The sequence below is a fragment of the Pirellulales bacterium genome, from assembly GCA_033762255.1.
GTDB lineage: Bacteria > Planctomycetota > Planctomycetia > Pirellulales > JALHPA01 > JANRLT01.
The window spans coordinates 79,651-96,799 of record JANRLT010000041.1 but is presented as its reverse complement, the minus strand read 5'-3'; the positions used below and the strand labels follow the sequence as shown (position 1 = coordinate 96,799).

Genomic DNA, 17,149 nt, shown 5'->3' with positions numbered 1-17,149 from the left:
ATGCATGCTAAGAAACGCGTTCCACGGCGATTTTTTCCATTGTGCCGTTACTGACCAGTTGCCAACCTGGCAGCGTGTCGGCATTGCTATTCATCGTGGCGGGCTGGGCTTCCCGGGCGGTAACGTCAGTCCGTTCCAGGGCTTGGCGCAAGGCCCGTTCGCGGCGCACTTGATCGTCCAATTCCCCTTCAAATTCTTCCGCGTTCCAGTTCACCCGCTTGGCCACCCAGGTCGCGCGGGGGCTTTGCGGGGGATCGACGCGTAATTGGGATTCCACAGCGGCCACTTGCGGCTGACGGACCGCGGGGCGGGGCAGGGGAGCGGAGGCCGCGCCCGCCAGCTCCACCCGGGGAGGACGCGGTTGTCGCTCGGCATAATTCACGGAATACACTGGCGGCTGGGGAACGTTAGCCGCCGACACGGGCAGTTTCACCCGCGGCACAAAGACCTGTTCAAATACCTGCAGCACCTGGGTTCGTTCGGGCGTGGCGGGAAGTTCCCGCGCCGGCAGCGCGGGAGCGGGGCGAACCGCCTCCCGGTAAATCACCACCGGTTCGGGGATGTACGCCTTTTGCGGCTTAGGCTGGGGAAAATGGCGCGGTAAATCGATGGCGGCGCGTATTGTCTCCACCGGCGGCGCGGGGGGCTGGGCCACGATCGGCAATTCGACAATCGGTAACGGGACGATGGGCAAATCCACCGGCTCGACGAATCGTGCATCGGGTGCAAGCTCTTCCCCCCGCGCGCGGCGGCGGCGGCGACGCGGCTCTGGCTGGGCGGGGGGATACGGTTCGGCGGGAACTTCGGGCTCGGGCTGCGAATCCCTGTTTTCCACTTCCACGGCAACCGGTTCGGCACGGGGAACTTCGATAATTTTCGGGACCTCGCGAATGACCTCTACAATTTTGGTCTCCGGGTCGGCCAGGACAAATTCCGGCCAAATATCCGGCTGCTCGTGCGTGGGGAGGCGGCGGACATCAACATCCAGTAACTTAAATATCCGGCCAATATGCTCGTGGCAGGTAAAGAGCAAAATCTGGTGACCTTCCGCGGCAAAATCACGTAAAACTTCGGCGGCGGCGGGTGCCCGCACATCGTCAAAGTTCACCAGCACGTCATCCAGGACCAGCGGCAGGTTGCGGCCTTGCTTGGAAAAGCCCGCCGTCAACGCCAACCGCAGCGCTAAAAAGAGTTGCTCCCGCGTGCCGCGGCTCAGGTTTTCGACCGGAATGGTTTGCCCCGCCTGGTCATCCACGCACAGCCGTTGCTCGCCGATTGGCGTCCAGACGCGTTCATACTGGCCCAGCGTCAGCCGCCGCAAATAGCGCGAGGCTTCGCGCAGGGTTTCCGGCTGGCGTTCGCGTTCGTATTCGGCCTTGAGGTTATCCAGCACCGTTTGCGTCACGGTCAAGGCCCGCCAGCGGGCGACCCCCTCGCGTATTTTTTCCTCGACAATGTTCAGTTCCAGTTGCTTGCTGGCGTGGCGGCGGTCCTCGGCCAATGATTTTAACTGTTGGGCCAGCGCGCCGCGGCGTTCAAATAATTGCCGCAAGCGTTCCTGCAGGGTATCCAACCGTTGCCGCAGTTCCGGCAGTCGGACTTCCAGCGAATCGCGCGAGCCGGACTTGAACCACCGCAGCAAGTCGTCCTCGCCACAAAAACCCTGGATCGCGGCGTGGATTTCCCGCGCGTAATTGTCCCGGCGCTTGGTCAAATCGGCCAGTTGCAGGTATTTTTCCACCCGCTCGCGAAAATCCCGCTCATCCGTGGCGTGCACCGCCCGTAAAAGCTGATCCCGTTGCAGTTCATTTTTATGAATCACCCGGGCCAGACTCTTTAACCGAGAACGGTTTTTTAATAGCTGCTGCCGCAAATTTTTCCGCTCAGCGGATTGGGTTTCGTGCGCGTTAAGCTCGCGCCGCAATTGGCGGATGTTGTCCAGCAAGGACTGTTGCTCGGGGACTAGCCCCGTCTCCACGAACAGTTGTTCCACCCGCGTCTGCAGCGCGGTCGCTTCGCGCAGGCGGCGATCCTGGTCCGCTTGGGTGTGTTCCCATTGCTTGTGGATGTGGCCCAAGTCCTGGTATTGGCGGGCCAGTTCGCGCACTTGGCGGGGGGACCACGTTTCGGGCAGTTTAGCCGCCACCAGCGCCGCCACCCAGCGTTTGCGGGCTTTATGGTAGCCCAAGCGGGCTTGTTTGAGCCGTTCGCGGATGTTGATGGACTCTTGATGGGAACTGACCCGGCGCGATTCCAGCGGCACCAGTTCCTCCAGGCGGGCCAGTTCATATTCGGCGGATTCCAATCGCGCCGCCAGAGGGCCGGTCCCCTCGGGGATTTGCCCGTCCAGTTCGGCGATCTCGGCTGTGGCCTGTTCGATTTGCCTCCGCACCAGGCCAAGTTGTTTTTGACAGGCGTCGGCCTTGCGGGCGGAGGCATGCTCAAGCTGCGATTTGAACAGCATCGAGACCAACGTGGCCGCGGCCCCAATCAATATCATTAAAAAGTTGCGGTCACCGGTGTAACTGGCGGTTAAAAACAACCCCCCCATGATCATCAGCGCCCCAAAGGCAAAGACCGCCCCCAGGCCCACGCTGGCCCAAGTGGGAATCATCTGCAGTTCGTCGTATTCGCGCAGGTCAAATTCCAGGTCGGCCCGGTTGCGTTCCATTTGGGCCAGGCGTTCATCCAGGTGCAGCCGGCGACGGTAGAGCGCGGCCAGTTGGCCGGTTTTTTCCAGGGCGGCGGTGAGGCTGCTTTCGCCGCGGGCGGCCAGCAGTTCGTCAATCTCCAGTTGGGTGTCATCGCGCGTGCCGCTGGTATTGAGGACCGACTGCCGCACATCCTTCAGCCGCAGCGCCGACTGACGCAAAGACTTGGCCACGGCCAGCACGCCCGACAACTTGCGGACCTGGGTTTCTTGCGCGACGGGGGTCAGCTCATTCGCCACATTGAGCTGGTGTTTTAAGGCGGAGAGTTTTTTCTCTAATTGGGCCGACTGCTGTTTGGCGTCCCGGGCCTGTTGATCCAAGGCTGCCAGCCAAGGCTCGTGCTCGGCCAGGGCCAGGATTCGCGGAGCTTGCTTCCACAAATTTTGGTTCAGCGCATAACCGGCGTACCGCTGGCGCAGCTGCGCCTGGCGTTTTTGCAGCTTTTGACGCCGTTGGGCCGCCCGCCGCAATGTCGCGCGGGCCTGATCCATGCGCTCGACCGCGTCGCTGGGAATGTTTTCGATCGCCCCCAGATTCAATAATTGCTCGTTCAGCTTGGCCCGGGCCGACCACAGGTCCCGCAGCGAATACGCCGTTTCCGCCACGCGCAATTCGTCCTGCAGAATCTTTTGCTCCTGCTGGGCGGCGCTGATGTTTTTTTCCAACTCGGTCCGCTCATCCTGTAAACGGCGGCGATTGCGCCATTCCCCCGCCAGTTGGTCCATTTCGCTCCGCAAGCGGTCCCGCTGACTAAGCAACTCGGTGAGTTGCGCGGGACGCTCGCCGTCATTGAGCAGCCGCGCGCGGGATGTTTGCAATTCGCGCAGCACATCCCCCAGCGACACCCGTTCTAGCCCGGCGGAAATTTCATACAAGAGCCGCCCGGCGTCGGTTTCTTGCAGCGTGGCCAGTTCCTGCAATTCCTGCAAGCTCAGCGCGTAAACATTGTTGTAGGTGTTTTCGTCGACTTCGCCCAACAGGCCAAAGAGCGCATCCTCGCCGTAAGTGCGCTGGTCGGCGCCGATCAGGGAGAGCTCTCCCAGACCAGACTGCTGTTCGTCCCAACGGCGCAATGTCCAGTTGACACGGTCATGCAAGAGCGACAATTCACCACCGGCGCGACCCCCCTGGACGGGAGGCAGATACTTGGCCCGCCGACCAGGCGTAAAGCCATACAACATTCCGCGCAAAAACTGCATGATCGTGCTTTTGCCCGCTTCATTCGGGCCATAAAACACCGTCAAGCCGGGGGATAACCGCTCGGCGTGCAAGTTTTTCCAAATGCCGAATCCATGAATTTCCAGGGAGTTGATATTCATCCCGCCACCTCCTCGGTGCCTAATAAGCGAATGCCCCACCATGCCGCCTCGGCCAGGGATTGCCGCCGCACGGCTGGATCATGCCAGTTCAAATACTCCGCCACCGGCGCGGCGACCGCCGTTCCCAGGCCCGGCCAATCCGCCGCGCTCCGCTGGTCCCGCACCATCTGTTCATACTCACCCAGCGAACGCAAATAGTCCCCAAGCAGCGTCCGTTGAGCCAGTAATTCCGCGGGAATTTCCGCGGAAAATACCCGCAGTCCACTGCTCCACAAGGGATGCGAACCGCCAGCCAAGTCCCGACGCAACTGCGCGAGTAATTCCACGCTCCATTCGTCGGGCCAGGCCGGAGGAAGCTGTTCGGCCTCGCCGGTGATCGTCCAGCGCACGATGCTGGTCACGGTGGGATGCTGCTCCCGCAGGGCCGCTCCCCGCCGCAAAACGGCCGCTTCGCACGCCTTGTGGTCCATTCGCGGGCCGCAGGTGACCACCTCGTCGAAGTACCGGACTGCGTCCGTGGCGCAGGTTCGCATTTTTACCTTGCGATCCTCCCCCACGCTGACTAATGTGCAGCCGTGGGTGTGTAACTCGGCAAACGAACGCCCCTGGGGGCTGCCCGCCGCGTGGAACCAGACATGTTCCACCTGGGGTAGATGCTGCCGTTCCGCCGGAGTGGCGGAGGCCTGCCCATGCAAACACCAATAATCGACATCCCACCGCTTGCCATCGGGCTGCGCGGGAGGGACCAGGCCCAGGCCGATGGTAAAGAGGGGCGATTCAGTAATGACATGGTCGTTCAAATGCCACGCGCTGGCTTCGCCGGACCGTCCGACTAGACGGATCAAGGGGACGCCGTAACGTTCAAAGTTAAAAATTTCGGCATGGTTGCGGGGAAAGATCCGCACGTTGCGCGGCCATTGGCCATCCAGCGTTTCCTCCCAAGCGGGATCCTTTGGCCCGGCCGCCCAATAGACGGGGATTTGCTTTTCGGCCAAGCGGGTGAATTGCTGTTCGAGAAAGATCGCGGCGCGGGGCCCGGCCCGTTGCAAATCGGCGGTGTGGCCGGACAACAGGACAAAATCGACCTCTTGTTCCAGGGCCAGGTCGAACGCGCGGCTGGCCGCGCGATACGGGGCGTCGAGCAGGGTTTCCCGCAACAGGTCGGGAACTTCCACCAGTCCGCCGCACGGTTGATCCAACCGCAGCTCGGACAACTGCATAAATTCGACAGCGGATTGCGACATTGAGGGTGCCTCCCTGCACAAATCTGGCCAATCATGCGATTCCCAATCGTGGGAATCTTTTCTTAAACCCGCCCACACGCCTTTGGCCAGTAGTGTTTAACAGGGCAGGGGGGTATTGTTGGGTGACCAATCGTTATTGTTTGTCTGGTACAACGGCGTTTCAATCTTTGCGGGCCAAAGGCCCGACCTATATCAGCCTAGGGCAAGCGCAGCGTCGCCCTAGGTGTTAAGTCCAGTAAATTGTCAGGGCCAAAGGCCCGATTCATCTCTTTCCTTTACAAACATTCAGTCGCAATCCGGTGTTTGATCGAGACGTGGGTTGGCAATCGAAAGCCTGTACCACAGCAGTCGCTGGCAAGCGGGGCAAGCCCCGCGACCCAGGTCATTGGGTGAATTTAGTCGATCTGAGAGAATTCGGCTACAGCGATTTTTGCTAGCAAGGGGGGCGGGGGAAGCTGAAAAATGCCGATAAATTTAAGGGTATAATTAAACCAATCTAATCAGAAAGGGTTAGTAGGGAGGAAATAGTCGACGAAAACCGTGCATAAGGACAATACATAAAAACAGAAAGTTGCGAGGGTAAAAACACCAAATCATAGGCATCCTGACTGACATAGCCTTCTGTCCCTGGACTTTAGCCGCTAATTGTTGTGCTAAATCATTCATCCAAGAGTGTGTGATTGGCCAATCCGATAGATGCAATAACCATTCAGCGGGTATTCCAGCCTTACCACAAGCGCTCCCCACAATTCCTCCCACAATTGCGGCTGTGGTATCGGTGTCACCCCCACAACGGATGACGGCTGTCACGGCAGAGCGATAATCCCCGGGATAACAGATCCAAGCGTGAATGGCCACGGGAACTGTGTGAAATACATATCCAGAAACACCGTGTTGACAGCCCAACGCAGTCGCAAATTCACTCGTGGATTGATTCTGAAGTTGTGAACTTCGCGCTTGCTGTAAAAGAGAAATCAACTGCTTTGCGACGGGATCATCGGGTAAATACTGGACCAAATGCCGTAAATAGTCATCAAAGGAAATATTGTTGTGAGTTTTAGCATGCCATGCCGCAAAAGCAATCGCAAGCGCGCCATATTCCGCTTTAGGATCAGTGTGCGTAATGGACGTGGAGGATTTGACAATTGCTTGAATTTGCTTGTAATTCTCGCAACATGCCCCAATAATCGCGGCTCGCATGGCGGGACCGTTTCCCGCGGAAAAAACCCCGCTTCGCTGGGGATTTACTCCGACTAATAGTTTCAAGCACGCTCGCAAGGTCGCCAACCCCACTCCTGTGGGCACCCCTAAAATCCAAGCTTTTAAACATGTGGCAAAGTATTCTAAAAGTTCGTCTGTTCCAGCCTCTTTAAGCTTATCCCAAGTGGCAAGCATGGAAGTCGCCATCATGACCGTATGTTCGGTGTCATCGGATATCATTCCTTTACCAAAACAAAACCGATAATGTGTCGGTAAGCCCAATAGTTTAATTGCTCTGGCGGAGGATAAACCTTCGTAAGGCAGTCCCAACGCATCGCCGACGGCAGTGCCGAAAAGACAACCTTCAATGCTAGCGTGCGGTTTATTCATCGTTCTCGTTTAAAGACACCAGGATTTCTTGCTAGCACCCCTGCCCCGTAAACTGCTCTCGGTGAGATTTTCGCCACTGCTTATACTGGCCCTTTATTTTATGCTAAGGATCGTGTTTCCCACGGGATAGACCAGTTGCGGTGTCACCATGGAATTTTACGACTTGTTCATGCTGGGGATTTTGGCCTTTACCGCCATGTATGGCTACTGGAAAGGGCTAGCCTGGCAAGTGGCGGCGGTCGCGTCGTTGACGGTCAGCTACTTTGTCTCGTTACGGTTTAGCGAACCGCTGGCCGGGACCGGCTGGTTTGGCGATTCCGCCCCGGCCAATCGCTTTTTGGCCATGCTGGCCCTGTATGTTATCACCGGCGCCGCGATCTGGTTGGGCTTTCGCGTTGTCCGCGAAACCATCCAGCAAATTAAACTGCGCGATTTTGATCGCCAGTTGGGGGCGCTGGTCGGCGCGGCCAAAGGGGTGTTTATCTGCGTGGCAGTCACTTTTTTTGTGGTGACGCTCTTGCCCGAGTATCGCCCGTATGTCCTGGGGACGCGTTCCGGTCGGGCGATTGGCAGCCTCTTGGCCCAGGCCGAAAGCGTGCTCCCCCCCGAACTTCAGCAAATGTTGGCCCCGTACCTGGGTCCCCTGGACGAGGCGTTGCGCCAGCGGGTGGCCACCTCCAGCCAACCAAATTCCGTCCCCTCCACGCCGTCGAATCAGCCCCTGAATTCCCTTTCCACGCCGCCGCAACCGCCGACGATCGACACTCGCTGGCCGCAATTCGACCCTTATGGCTGGCCAAATTCGCTCTGGAATGGCGGAACCTCATCCTCGCAGCCAAATAACCCCGCGACGCAGCCCGCAACACCCGGTCAACCGACTCAACCGATCTGGCCGAATCCGGCCGGCGGCGCAGGCCGATCCAACGGAGCAGGGGGGGGTGGCGGGGGTTCACCGCTGCAACCGCTCCCCAGTAATGGCAGTTGGCCCCCACAGACACCCACCGGGTCGTTCCCCTCGTTGCTTCCAGCCGGGGAGACCAGGCCGCCGTTTTCCAGCGACCCCCGGTTAGCCCCCCTGCCAGATCCACGAGTCGTGCCGACGTCCGCAAACGAGTCACCGGGGTTTAGTTCGCGGCTGCCATGAACTGGAGTAAGGGAGAGTGGAGTAATGGAGCAGTGGTGAGTTCGCAAAGCCGACGTCGGCATCGTCGGAATTGAAGCAGCGGAGGTCGATTGCCTCCATTAGAGTTCATATCGCCAGAAGCACTCCTGGGGGAGAGCGGCAGAACGGCCCCCATACGCCAAAGAACCGTTATTTCGGCCAAAAACGACATCCCGAACCGAACATAAGAGAGATTATCGGACGTTGCATGCTGGGGTCGGGGGGGGTAAATGCCGGCTTTGATTCGGTCCCTGCTCTGATGTTGAACATCACTATTTGAACAGTGCTATTTGAACATCACCACTGACACATCAGCCCGCAGCGTCAGCAAGGGAATTCCGCGTCAGCCAGGGAGTTCCACCCGCCACTTCCCGCGCCGGCACAGGTGGGCAGCCAATCACAACATCCAGGTCTGGTACGCGCACCACAATAGCAGCCCGCCCCCCACAATTTTGACCAGATCATAGTCCAGCGAAATGACCGCCAGCAAATCAATCCACGCTCCCGTGGAAGCCTGCCGGTAAATATCCGCGAACTCTTCGCTCCAGACAAACATCACCAGACCTAAGATGGCGCAGATGGGGAGCCAGACCAGGCCCAGCCATTCGGCCAGCATGATATAGCGCGTAATCGCGCTGGCGGCGATGATCACGGCCAAAAATGCCAATCCGTAGGTGCGTAAAAACAGCCCCATCGACGCCCCCTTCGATCAGGTCCGGAAACCGCGAAATAATCCCCGCCAGCGGCGTAAATTAACCTTCCGCCACGCTCATGTGATGGCTGGCGCCGTTCAGCTCCGCCTGTTCCAGCGGATTTCCCTCTAGAAACTGCCCCATTCGGCGAAATTTCTCATAGCGACCGGCCAACAATTGATCGAGCGGCTGCGCATTTAACTCTTTGAGGCTGCGCAGCAAGTATTGCTTCATACGGGCAGCCATTTGTGGATGATCGCGGTGCGCGCCCCCCAGTGGTTCCTCGATCACATCATCAATCACTCCCAGACGCAGCAAATCCTGGCTGGTCAGCTTTAACGCGGCGGCGGCCTGCTCCTTAAATGTGTGGCTTTTCCACAAGATCCCCGCGCACCCCTCCGGGCTAATCACCGAATAATAGGCATGCTGCAATACCGCGACCTTGTCCCCCACGCCGATGCCCAAGGCCCCGCCGGAGCCTCCCTCGCCAATGACAATCACGATGATCGGCGTGCGCAGCCGCGACATCAGAAACATGCTTTCGGCAATGACCTGGGCTTGGCCCCGTTCCTCGGCCCCCACGCCGGGATAGGCTCCCGGGGTATCAATAAAGCAGACGAGCGGCAGCTTGTATTTGGCGGCCAGTTCCATTTTGCTCATAGCCTTGCGATAGCCTTCGGGATGGGCACAGCCAAAGTGGCACGCCTGCCGTTCGGCCAGGGTTTTGCCTTTTTGATGGCCGATGACCACGACTTTGTACTGGTCGAGCTTGGCAAAGCCGGCCCGAATCGCCCGATCATCGCCAAACGATTTGTCCCCGTGCAGCTCGACAAACTCGCTGAACACCAGATTTAAGTAGTCGGTGGTCATCGGCCGGTCGGGATGCCGGGCGACCTCGACCGTTTGCCAGGGATTTAAATCGCCAAAGATTTTGCGCTTGCGTTCGGCCAATTCACGCCGTAATTGTCGGATGCTTTCGATCAATTCGGGACTTTTGTCCGGCTGGCTATCGAGCGCAGCGATCTGCGCTTCGAGTTCATAAATCGGTTTTTCAAAAGCGAGTTGATGAAGTGCGGCTGGCATAAGAATCACAAAATAGGCAGTCTAGGAAAGATGCGCCGCCGGGGTGCGGGGCGGCTAAACTTTTTCCCAGTTTACCTCATTGCGGCAATCGCAAAAATCCCGATTATCACCACTTCTGCCAGAAATTAACAAAACTCATAAAATACGGGGCAATTTTGCGGCAAATCAGTCCAAAATAAGAGTGTGTTAATCAATCGCAAGTAATCCTAGAACGGCTTTTTCCTAAATTGCCAAAAGTTTACGGAACTCCGTTGGAGTACGGTGTCATTGATTTTGCTAACACACCCAGGGTTGTTCGCTGCGCTCCAACCGCTGGGCTATGATCCAGATCCGCGTTGCGGTACACATCTTACCGCAACGCGGTTGAGTCAGGCCGTGATAAAGCATCAATTCCATGAGCATATACAAAATGTTAGCCGCGCTATCTTTATCGAGAATACGCACTAGAAATTTACTTCCCCCCCCTTCACCACACCGTGGGCCTTGATTTCGGCGGCCACCTCACTGAGATTGGCCGGGCGATCGGAAGGTTTTTTCGACAGCATTTTTTTCATCAGCGCCGAAAAGCCGGGGGTGACTAGTTTATTGTGCATTTCCAGTGGCGGCGGGGTGCTTTTTAAGTGCTTATTGAGCAGTTCATTGGTGTTAGAGCCGGTAAAGGGCAGGCGACCGGTGACCAGTTCATAAGCGGTGCAGGCATAACTGTAAATATCGCTGCGCTGGTCCAGGCCTTCGCCGCGGATTTGCTCGGGAGACATATAGCTGCGGGTTCCTTGGATCGCCCTCCCCCGCCCTCCCAACAAACCGCTAAAAAACGATTTCTTTTTTTCAGCCAGGGCAAAATCAATCAGCTTGATACGGATATCCTCGCTAATCAGGTAATTATCCGGCTTGATATCGCGGTGGACCCAACCCCGGTCATGAAAATAGCCCAAACCGAGCGCGGCTTGGACCAAAATGGAATTTAACTGTGGTTGCAGCTTTTCTACTTTGTACTGCAGCAAATACTGTTTGAGATTGATCGAGGGAAAATATTCCATCGCCAGATACGGCGTTTCCTGATGGATGTTAAACTCGTAGATATGGATAACATTGGGATGATCCAGCCCCTGCGCCACGGCAAATTCGTGCCGCATGAGCTGAATTTGTTCCCGCTCAAGCTTTAAAAGAATTTTAATCGCGCGCCGTTCCCCCTTGGCGTCAACCATCGCGTCCCAGACCGCGCAGTGCCGCCCGCTGCCGATGGCGTTAAGCAAGCGGTGCGAACCCAAATAAGCTTGAGAGCTGGGCTGAAATGGCATAAATCCGCAAAGCGACCGAAAGACAGCCGCGTTAATCGTTATCTCGCGGGGTGAATGAATGGCAAATAAAAAAAGCTGGCCCCGGCGGCTACCCGCGACAACGTGACCACCCCATACTTTAGGATAGTTGGCCGACGCCGTTTGAACAATCGAAAAATGCTAACCAGGCCTTTAGCTAGTCATTATTGGGGTTATCAAGATTTGGAAAAAAACAGTTATTAGCCTCAGATGTGCTAGGGATGCCCGTCCCCATAATCGACCGAGACCAGATACAGCCCCTGGGCGGGCGCGGTTTGGCCAGCCTGACGGCGGTCCCGCGCGGCGAGGACCTGCGCGGGCCAGTCGATCGCTCGGCGGCCTGTTCCCACCTGCACCAGCGTTCCCAGGATGGTACGGACCATATTATACAAAAAACCGTCCGCGGTGATCTCGAGCACGATCAACCCCGCGGGATGAAGCAACAGGGGATAGGGCCGCGCTTCGGCTGGATAAGACAAAAACCTGGTGGGTGATTGCGCCGTAGCGGATTCAGCGGCCGCCGCCGGATCAAATGGCCGCCACAACCGAATGTCCCGCACGGTGCGGATGGTGGTGCGCCGCCGCGAACCCCCCGACTGAAAGCTGTAAAAATCGTGCGTCCCCTGTAAAAGGCTGGCGGCCTCTTGCATACGCGCTAAATCCAGCGGCCGAGAGTATTGCCACAATGCCCGCTGCGCCAGTGCCTCGGGCCGCGGGCCATCATGCAGCAAATAGCGGTAACATTTGCCAACCGCATGCACGCGGGCGTGAAACACGGGGCTGGTTTCTTCCACGCGGATGACGCCAATATCGGTGGGCAAAAAACCATTAAACGCCCGCAGCCAAACTTCTGGCGTGTGGCGGGCGTGCGTGCGAAAGCTAATCACCTGTCCCAGGGCATGCACTCCGGCATCGGTCCGGCCACTGGCGTGCATGTTGACTTTTTCACCGGCGATTTGGCGGCCCACTTTTTCCAGGACTTCCTGGATCGTCCGCCCATTGCATTGCGACTGCCAGCCCAGGTAATTCGAGCCATCGTAGGCCACGGTCAGCTTGATGCCGCGCAGCGTGGACGAGGGAGCAGCGTCAAATCCGGCGGAAGCGGCGGCTTCCCCCCCCTGCTCCGCTGGATTCATCCCATGTGCCATGGCCAGCGGTTCGGAAGGTTTCATGGAAAGCCTGAGTTCGTTGATTCGTAAACTACAACTATGGCAATATGATCAGATTTGCTTGGCTAAAAGCTCAGCGATTTGCACGGCGTTGGTGGCGGCCCCTTTGCGGAGATTGTCGCTGACACACCAAAACGCCAATCCCCGCGGACTCGAGAGATCTTCGCGTATCCGGCCAATAAAGACCTCATCCCGGCCATCACAGTTGAGCGGCATGGGGTATTCCTTATTTGGCAGGTCGTCCACCACCACAATCCCCGGAAACGAGCGAAATAACTCCGTTGCCTCCGCCACGGTAAGCTTCTTCTCGGTCTCGACCAAAATGCTTTCGCTATGGCAGTTGCTGACCGGCACGCGCACCGCCGTGGGACAGACCTGGATCGTTTCATCCCCTAGGATCTTGCGCGTTTCATACACCATTTTCATTTCTTCGCTGGTGTAGCCCGCTTCCTTGTGGGAGCCAATCTGGGGAATCAGGTTAAAGGCGATCGGGTGGGAAAAGGTCTCATACTGGTGCGGCTGGCCATGCAAAAACATGTGCGTGCCGGTGGTCAGGTCGCGCTGCCCCGCCACCCCCGCGCCGCTGGTCGCTTGATAGGTGCTGACCACCACGCGCTGCACGCGGGCGGCGTCATGCAACGGCTTGAGCGCCATCACCAGTTGCGTGGTGGAGCAATTGGGACTACTGATGATCCCCCGGTGCTGGTGGATGGCCCGGGGATTCACCTCCGGGATGACCAGCGGCACCGTCGTATCCATGCGCCAATAGCCGCTTTCGTCCACCACAATGCAGTCCCGTTCCACCGCCCAGGGGCAAAAATCGCGTGCCACCTCATCAGGCGTGCTGCCAATCGCCACTTGGACGCCGGAAAAGGCCTCCGGGCGGAGTTCTTCAATCACGTGGTCCTGGCCTAAAAACTTGATCGTTTTGCCAGCGGAACGGCCCGAGGCCAACAGCTTAAAGCGCTGGGCGGGAAATTTGCGCTGTTCCAAAAGTTGCAAAATGATTCCGCCCACGGCGCCTGTCGCGCCCACCACGGCCAAAGTCTGGATCACGGTAGAAAAACTCCGGAAAAAATTAAAAGTATTTTTTGCTTGTACCGGGCCACCCCCCTGCCCTGCTGCTATTGCTTCCTAAAAGCCCGCAAATTGTAGGCTTTAGTATAGGTTCCCCGGGGGGGCAATTATAGAGGGGACGTGGGGGAAATTGGTTCATTCTCTGGCTCCCACCACTCTGGCAACACAAACGCCAGATTGCCGATCAGCATCGCCAGCCCAAAGGTCAGCATCCCCAGCCAGAGGCCAATGCCCACATGCAGGCCCACCGCCAAGAATAGCATCACTGGCCGCCATAAACGGGGCCAAATCAGGACACAGTAGGCCAATTCCCAAACCACGGTCAGGTGCGTCACAAAATTTCCCAAGAGCGGGTAATTAGCCAGCCAGGTCGCATCCCAGGCTTGATATTCCAGGTTGCCGACCGCCCCCCAAATGGCCGTCCCCTGCCACCAGGTTTGACCCTGAATTTTTCCCAAGGCGGAGAATAAATAGATCAGACACATGTGGCATTGGATCAGCCGCGTGGCCAGCCGCGCGCCGCTACTGGGGGGTGCCTCGAGGCCGCGCACGGATTGCCACCAACCAACTTTTCGCGGCGGCGGTGTTGATTGTTTGTTGCCGTGGTCGAAGTTTCCGCGCTTATCTTTGCTTCTTTGCCGCATCCACTCATCGACGGACCAAGCCGCGCCGCTGGGGCCCACCATGAGATACATGGCCAACATGCCATGCACCGCGTCCAGGCCAAAGTTGGCCAAGGGATTGCGATGCGCATAAGAAACCTGCAATAGCCAGGCGAGCACCGCGCACGCGCGGGTTTGATAACCGATCAACAATCCGATCAAGACCACGAAGCCAGCAAGATGAATCAACCACAGCGCGGCGGGACTGTCGATCCAATCAAAATGGCTCCAATAATAGGGTGCGATTTGCGGACCCAGAATCACCTGCCGCGCTTGCGGGGACAACCATCCCGGCGAGCCAAAAAATCCCCGCCAATCCACGGTCCAAACCGCATGCGCATAGAGTAGCGAGATCGCGGTCAAGATCCGTATCCACGCTAGCGGCAGCGGCCGCGCGGGGGCAAACCAAAATTCGTTCCAGCTATCCGTGGCCGTCGTGTAACATTCGCGAACGTAGGCGAACAAGCGGCTCATGCCCCCCTCCCCTCCCCTGCCCTGGTCGCTGTCGCAGGCTGGATTTCCTCTTCCCGCGGCTCACTGGGCGTGGCATCCGCCGGCCAAACGGGCAACTCCAGCGTTTGGCCCTTGGTAAACTGACCGCTCCACAGCTCTTGATAAGATTCCGGGTGAGAAAGCAATTCCAGCCCGCCGCCGGGATTGGCGGCCAGTTCTTGCATTGCCACATCCGGCTGTAATAAATGATGCCGCAGATAAGTCAGCCGCGCGGTTTCTCCCCCATGTTGTCGCAGCAACTCCTGGGCAAAGCTATTCATCACAATACGAAAGTGCTGCAATTGCGCGGAGCTAGTCGCGGGAGGCAAACCGGGCTGGGGAAACAACCGCAGGACTTGTTCGGTCAGCATGAAATAGCGATGGTACAAAAGTCTTGGGCGACCACCGAAAACTGTCACCCGCAACCCGGGGGGGGGCAACTGCCCCGTCAAACGGGTCTCATCCGTGGCAAACCACTCGGGCAGCGGCAACGGTTGTTGGTTTTTATCCAACACCTGAAACCGCAAGATATGGCTGGGGCCGGGATCAGGCGCAAAAAAGCGATACCCTTGGTCCAAACTAGCCGCGGTGATATATGGCCGAAACGGATCGGAGAGCAGCCGGCCTAGGGTACTAACCGGTTCCGCCCCGGTCCAAGTTGCCAACACCTGCGCCGACAAATGCCAGACTAACAGCACCGACACAACCCGCCGCGTCCAGACCGACCACTCCCCCGCACGGACCTGATGCGGCGGATTTGAGACGCGATGGGGTTGCGCCTTCGACAGTTTTGATCCGGTGGCGGGCATAGCCATGGTATCGACCATCGCGGGGCATAAGAAGCAATTCGCCACCGATTTCCAGCCTGGGTGTCACAATCGGCACAATCGGTAGAGTTTTTGCCTGCTACTCAGCCCGCAGCGTCAGCCAGGGACTCAGCCACGTTCCCTTGCTCACGCGTCGGGCTGTACATTAAAAAACCCCGCGCGAGATGCCTCGCGCGGGGTTGGGGGGATTCAAACAGATGACATCCCGCTTGTACAGGAATTTGCCCTAAATTCCTGCAACTAGCAGTAAACTACTTCGACGCCGTCCGGGTGATATTGTCCGTCACGACATTCAGGTCAAATTCCACGGTCCGCACGTCACCCGCATACACCGTGATCGTTTTCTCGGCGGTTTTTACCGCTCCGTCCACTTCGGCGGTGACCGAAATGGTGTAGTTTTCCCAGGCTTCGCCAGCCGACAGCTTATCGGTGGTAAATTCACGCGTGGTGCCGGTCTGGGCGGTCGGCAGTCCGGCTAGTGTCACCTTGGCGTTTTCGGGAACCTTGATGATCACCGTCGTCTTGAGAGCGTCCGCCGGTTTTACCGCCACAGGCGTGCCACTATTACCGGTAGCCGCCACTGCCAGCGACTGTCCACCCGTCAGCGTGACGGTTTCGGTATGAATGGTTTGGCCATCCAGTTCCACGCGAATTTCATAGTTATAGTTCATGCCCGCTTGCAATCCACGCGAGACAAATTGCCGATTCGGACCGGTGCTTTTGGTCGCATGGCCATTGACAAACACTTTGGCCATCGCGGGAACCGACAGATTGATCCGAGCCGATGCCGGGTCGGTCACGGGGGCGTTTGTGCCGCTGCCATCTGGCGCGGTCATGGGCGTGGCCCCTTCCGTGCCAGGAGTCGCGGGAGTCGTGGTGGAAGGAAGCTGGATGATCGGCGAGGCGCCTTGGTAAATGGTGCCGCCTACCGATCCAGAGTAAATCGTTCCGCCCGAAGACCCGCCATAGGTCGGTGCATAGTAGGTGGAGTAGCCAGAGCTACCGCCGCCACTAGAGCCATAATAAAAACCGCCAGAGCTACCACCCCAGCCGCCAGAGCTACCGCCCCAACTGCCATAGCTGACCGCATACCGACGATGATGCTTGTGCCAACCATGAGAGCCACCCCAACCGCCAGAGCTACCCCAGCCGCCGGAGCTGCCACCCCAACCACCTGAGCTACCCCAGCCGCCGGAGCTGCCACCCCAACCACCCGAGCTGCCCCAGCCGCCGGAGCTGCCGCCCCAACCGCCAGAACTACCCCAGCCACCATGTCGGTGATGCCAGCCCGCTTCCGCAGGAACCGCCGCACCAACCAGGGCCATCACAATAGCTGCCACCACGCCCAACTTGTAAGCCAGATTTCGCAACATACGATCAATGCTCCGTATTATTAAGGAGAAGACTTGGTCCTCCCGGACCAGTGACGATCCACCTACAAACATACTTGCAAGTTATTGAAAATCAAGCGTTTAGGTAAGATTTGCAGCTTGGGTAAAATAGACGTTCTAATCCTCTAAGTTATTAAATAATAATGTGTTACGGATTTTTAAGTATTTTTGCTAACAAGTTTACTAGCGAGAATACCCATTCCATAGCATGAAAACTTGAAAATGATGGATAAATTTAGCCCGTTGTCACAATCTGCGCATGCATCACATTTTATCCATTTTAACATATTTTGAATTGGGTATTCAGCCTCAAATCCTCGCTATCCTTGCTGTCATCGCCTAAAAGCGGGAGAATTAGGCCAATCGCGGTTGCCCTGAAATTTTGCAAACATCGCGCAACACGCTCGCTTC

The 17,149-nt window shown here is 57.6% G+C and carries 12 protein-coding genes; 1 reads left to right on the top strand and 11 read right to left on the bottom strand.

The genetic code is table 11. The features are described 5' to 3' along the window. Positions 1 to 7: 7 nt before the first annotated feature. The 3 genes from SFX18_11840 to SFX18_11830 all read right to left on the bottom strand — a co-directional run bounded on the left by SFX18_11840 (position 8) and on the right by SFX18_11830 (position 6,864). Positions 8 to 4,030: an AAA family ATPase gene (locus tag SFX18_11840; GenBank protein ID MDX1963840.1), complete on the bottom strand. Its 4,023-nt coding sequence runs from the start codon at positions 4,028 to 4,030 to the stop codon at positions 8 to 10. Beyond that, on the bottom strand, positions 4,027 to 5,274 hold the full coding sequence (locus tag SFX18_11835) for a hypothetical protein (protein MDX1963839.1): 1,248 nt from the start codon (positions 5,272 to 5,274) through the stop codon (positions 4,027 to 4,029). Before SFX18_11835 ends, SFX18_11840 begins: the two co-directional genes overlap by 4 nt. Positions 5,275 to 5,784: 510 nt before the next feature. Beyond that, complete coding sequence (locus SFX18_11830) at positions 5,785 to 6,864, bottom strand: ADP-ribosylglycohydrolase family protein (GenBank protein MDX1963838.1); 1,080 nt, start codon at positions 6,862 to 6,864, stop codon at positions 5,785 to 5,787. 148 nt (positions 6,865 to 7,012) lie between these two features. On the opposite strand from SFX18_11830, the gene SFX18_11825 reads away from it, so the two are divergent. Then, positions 7,013 to 8,008 (top strand): CvpA family protein, encoded by a 996-nt coding sequence (locus SFX18_11825; protein MDX1963837.1) that lies wholly within the window; start codon positions 7,013 to 7,015, stop codon positions 8,006 to 8,008. A 415-nt stretch (positions 8,009 to 8,423) separates the two neighbouring features. Here SFX18_11825 and SFX18_11820 read toward each other — a convergent pair whose 3' ends face one another. The 8 genes from SFX18_11820 to SFX18_11785 all read right to left on the bottom strand — a co-directional run bounded on the left by SFX18_11820 (position 8,424) and on the right by SFX18_11785 (position 16,720). Beyond that, complete coding sequence (locus SFX18_11820) at positions 8,424 to 8,720, bottom strand: hypothetical protein (GenBank protein ID MDX1963836.1); 297 nt, start codon at positions 8,718 to 8,720, stop codon at positions 8,424 to 8,426. 58 nt (positions 8,721 to 8,778) lie between these two features. Next, positions 8,779 to 9,801 (bottom strand): acetyl-CoA carboxylase carboxyltransferase subunit alpha, encoded by a 1,023-nt coding sequence (locus tag SFX18_11815; GenBank protein ID MDX1963835.1) that lies wholly within the window; start codon positions 9,799 to 9,801, stop codon positions 8,779 to 8,781. Positions 9,802 to 10,244: 443 nt separating this feature from the next. Beyond that, complete coding sequence (locus tag SFX18_11810; protein ID MDX1963834.1) at positions 10,245 to 11,102, bottom strand: serine/threonine-protein kinase; 858 nt, start codon at positions 11,100 to 11,102, stop codon at positions 10,245 to 10,247. A gap of 233 nt (positions 11,103 to 11,335) precedes the next feature. After that, a complete protein-coding gene (truA, locus tag SFX18_11805; protein MDX1963833.1) occupies positions 11,336 to 12,292 on the bottom strand; it encodes a tRNA pseudouridine(38-40) synthase TruA in 957 nt (318 codons plus the stop codon). A 48-nt stretch (positions 12,293 to 12,340) separates the two neighbouring features. Next, positions 12,341 to 13,345, bottom strand: coding sequence for an aspartate-semialdehyde dehydrogenase (locus tag SFX18_11800; GenBank protein ID MDX1963832.1), 1,005 nt, complete (start codon positions 13,343 to 13,345; stop codon positions 12,341 to 12,343). A gap of 128 nt (positions 13,346 to 13,473) precedes the next feature. After that, complete coding sequence (locus SFX18_11795) at positions 13,474 to 14,502, bottom strand: HTTM domain-containing protein (protein ID MDX1963831.1); 1,029 nt, start codon at positions 14,500 to 14,502, stop codon at positions 13,474 to 13,476. Then, on the bottom strand, positions 14,499 to 15,335 hold the full coding sequence (locus SFX18_11790) for a hypothetical protein (protein ID MDX1963830.1): 837 nt from the start codon (positions 15,333 to 15,335) through the stop codon (positions 14,499 to 14,501). The genes SFX18_11795 and SFX18_11790 overlap by 4 nt, the downstream gene beginning before the upstream one ends. A 263-nt stretch (positions 15,336 to 15,598) precedes the next feature. After that, the gene (locus SFX18_11785) at positions 15,599 to 16,720 is read right to left on the bottom strand and encodes a TIGR03000 domain-containing protein (protein MDX1963829.1); all 1,122 of its coding nucleotides are present in this window, start codon (positions 16,718 to 16,720) and stop codon (positions 15,599 to 15,601) included. Between the last annotated feature and the right edge of the window lie 429 nt (positions 16,721 to 17,149).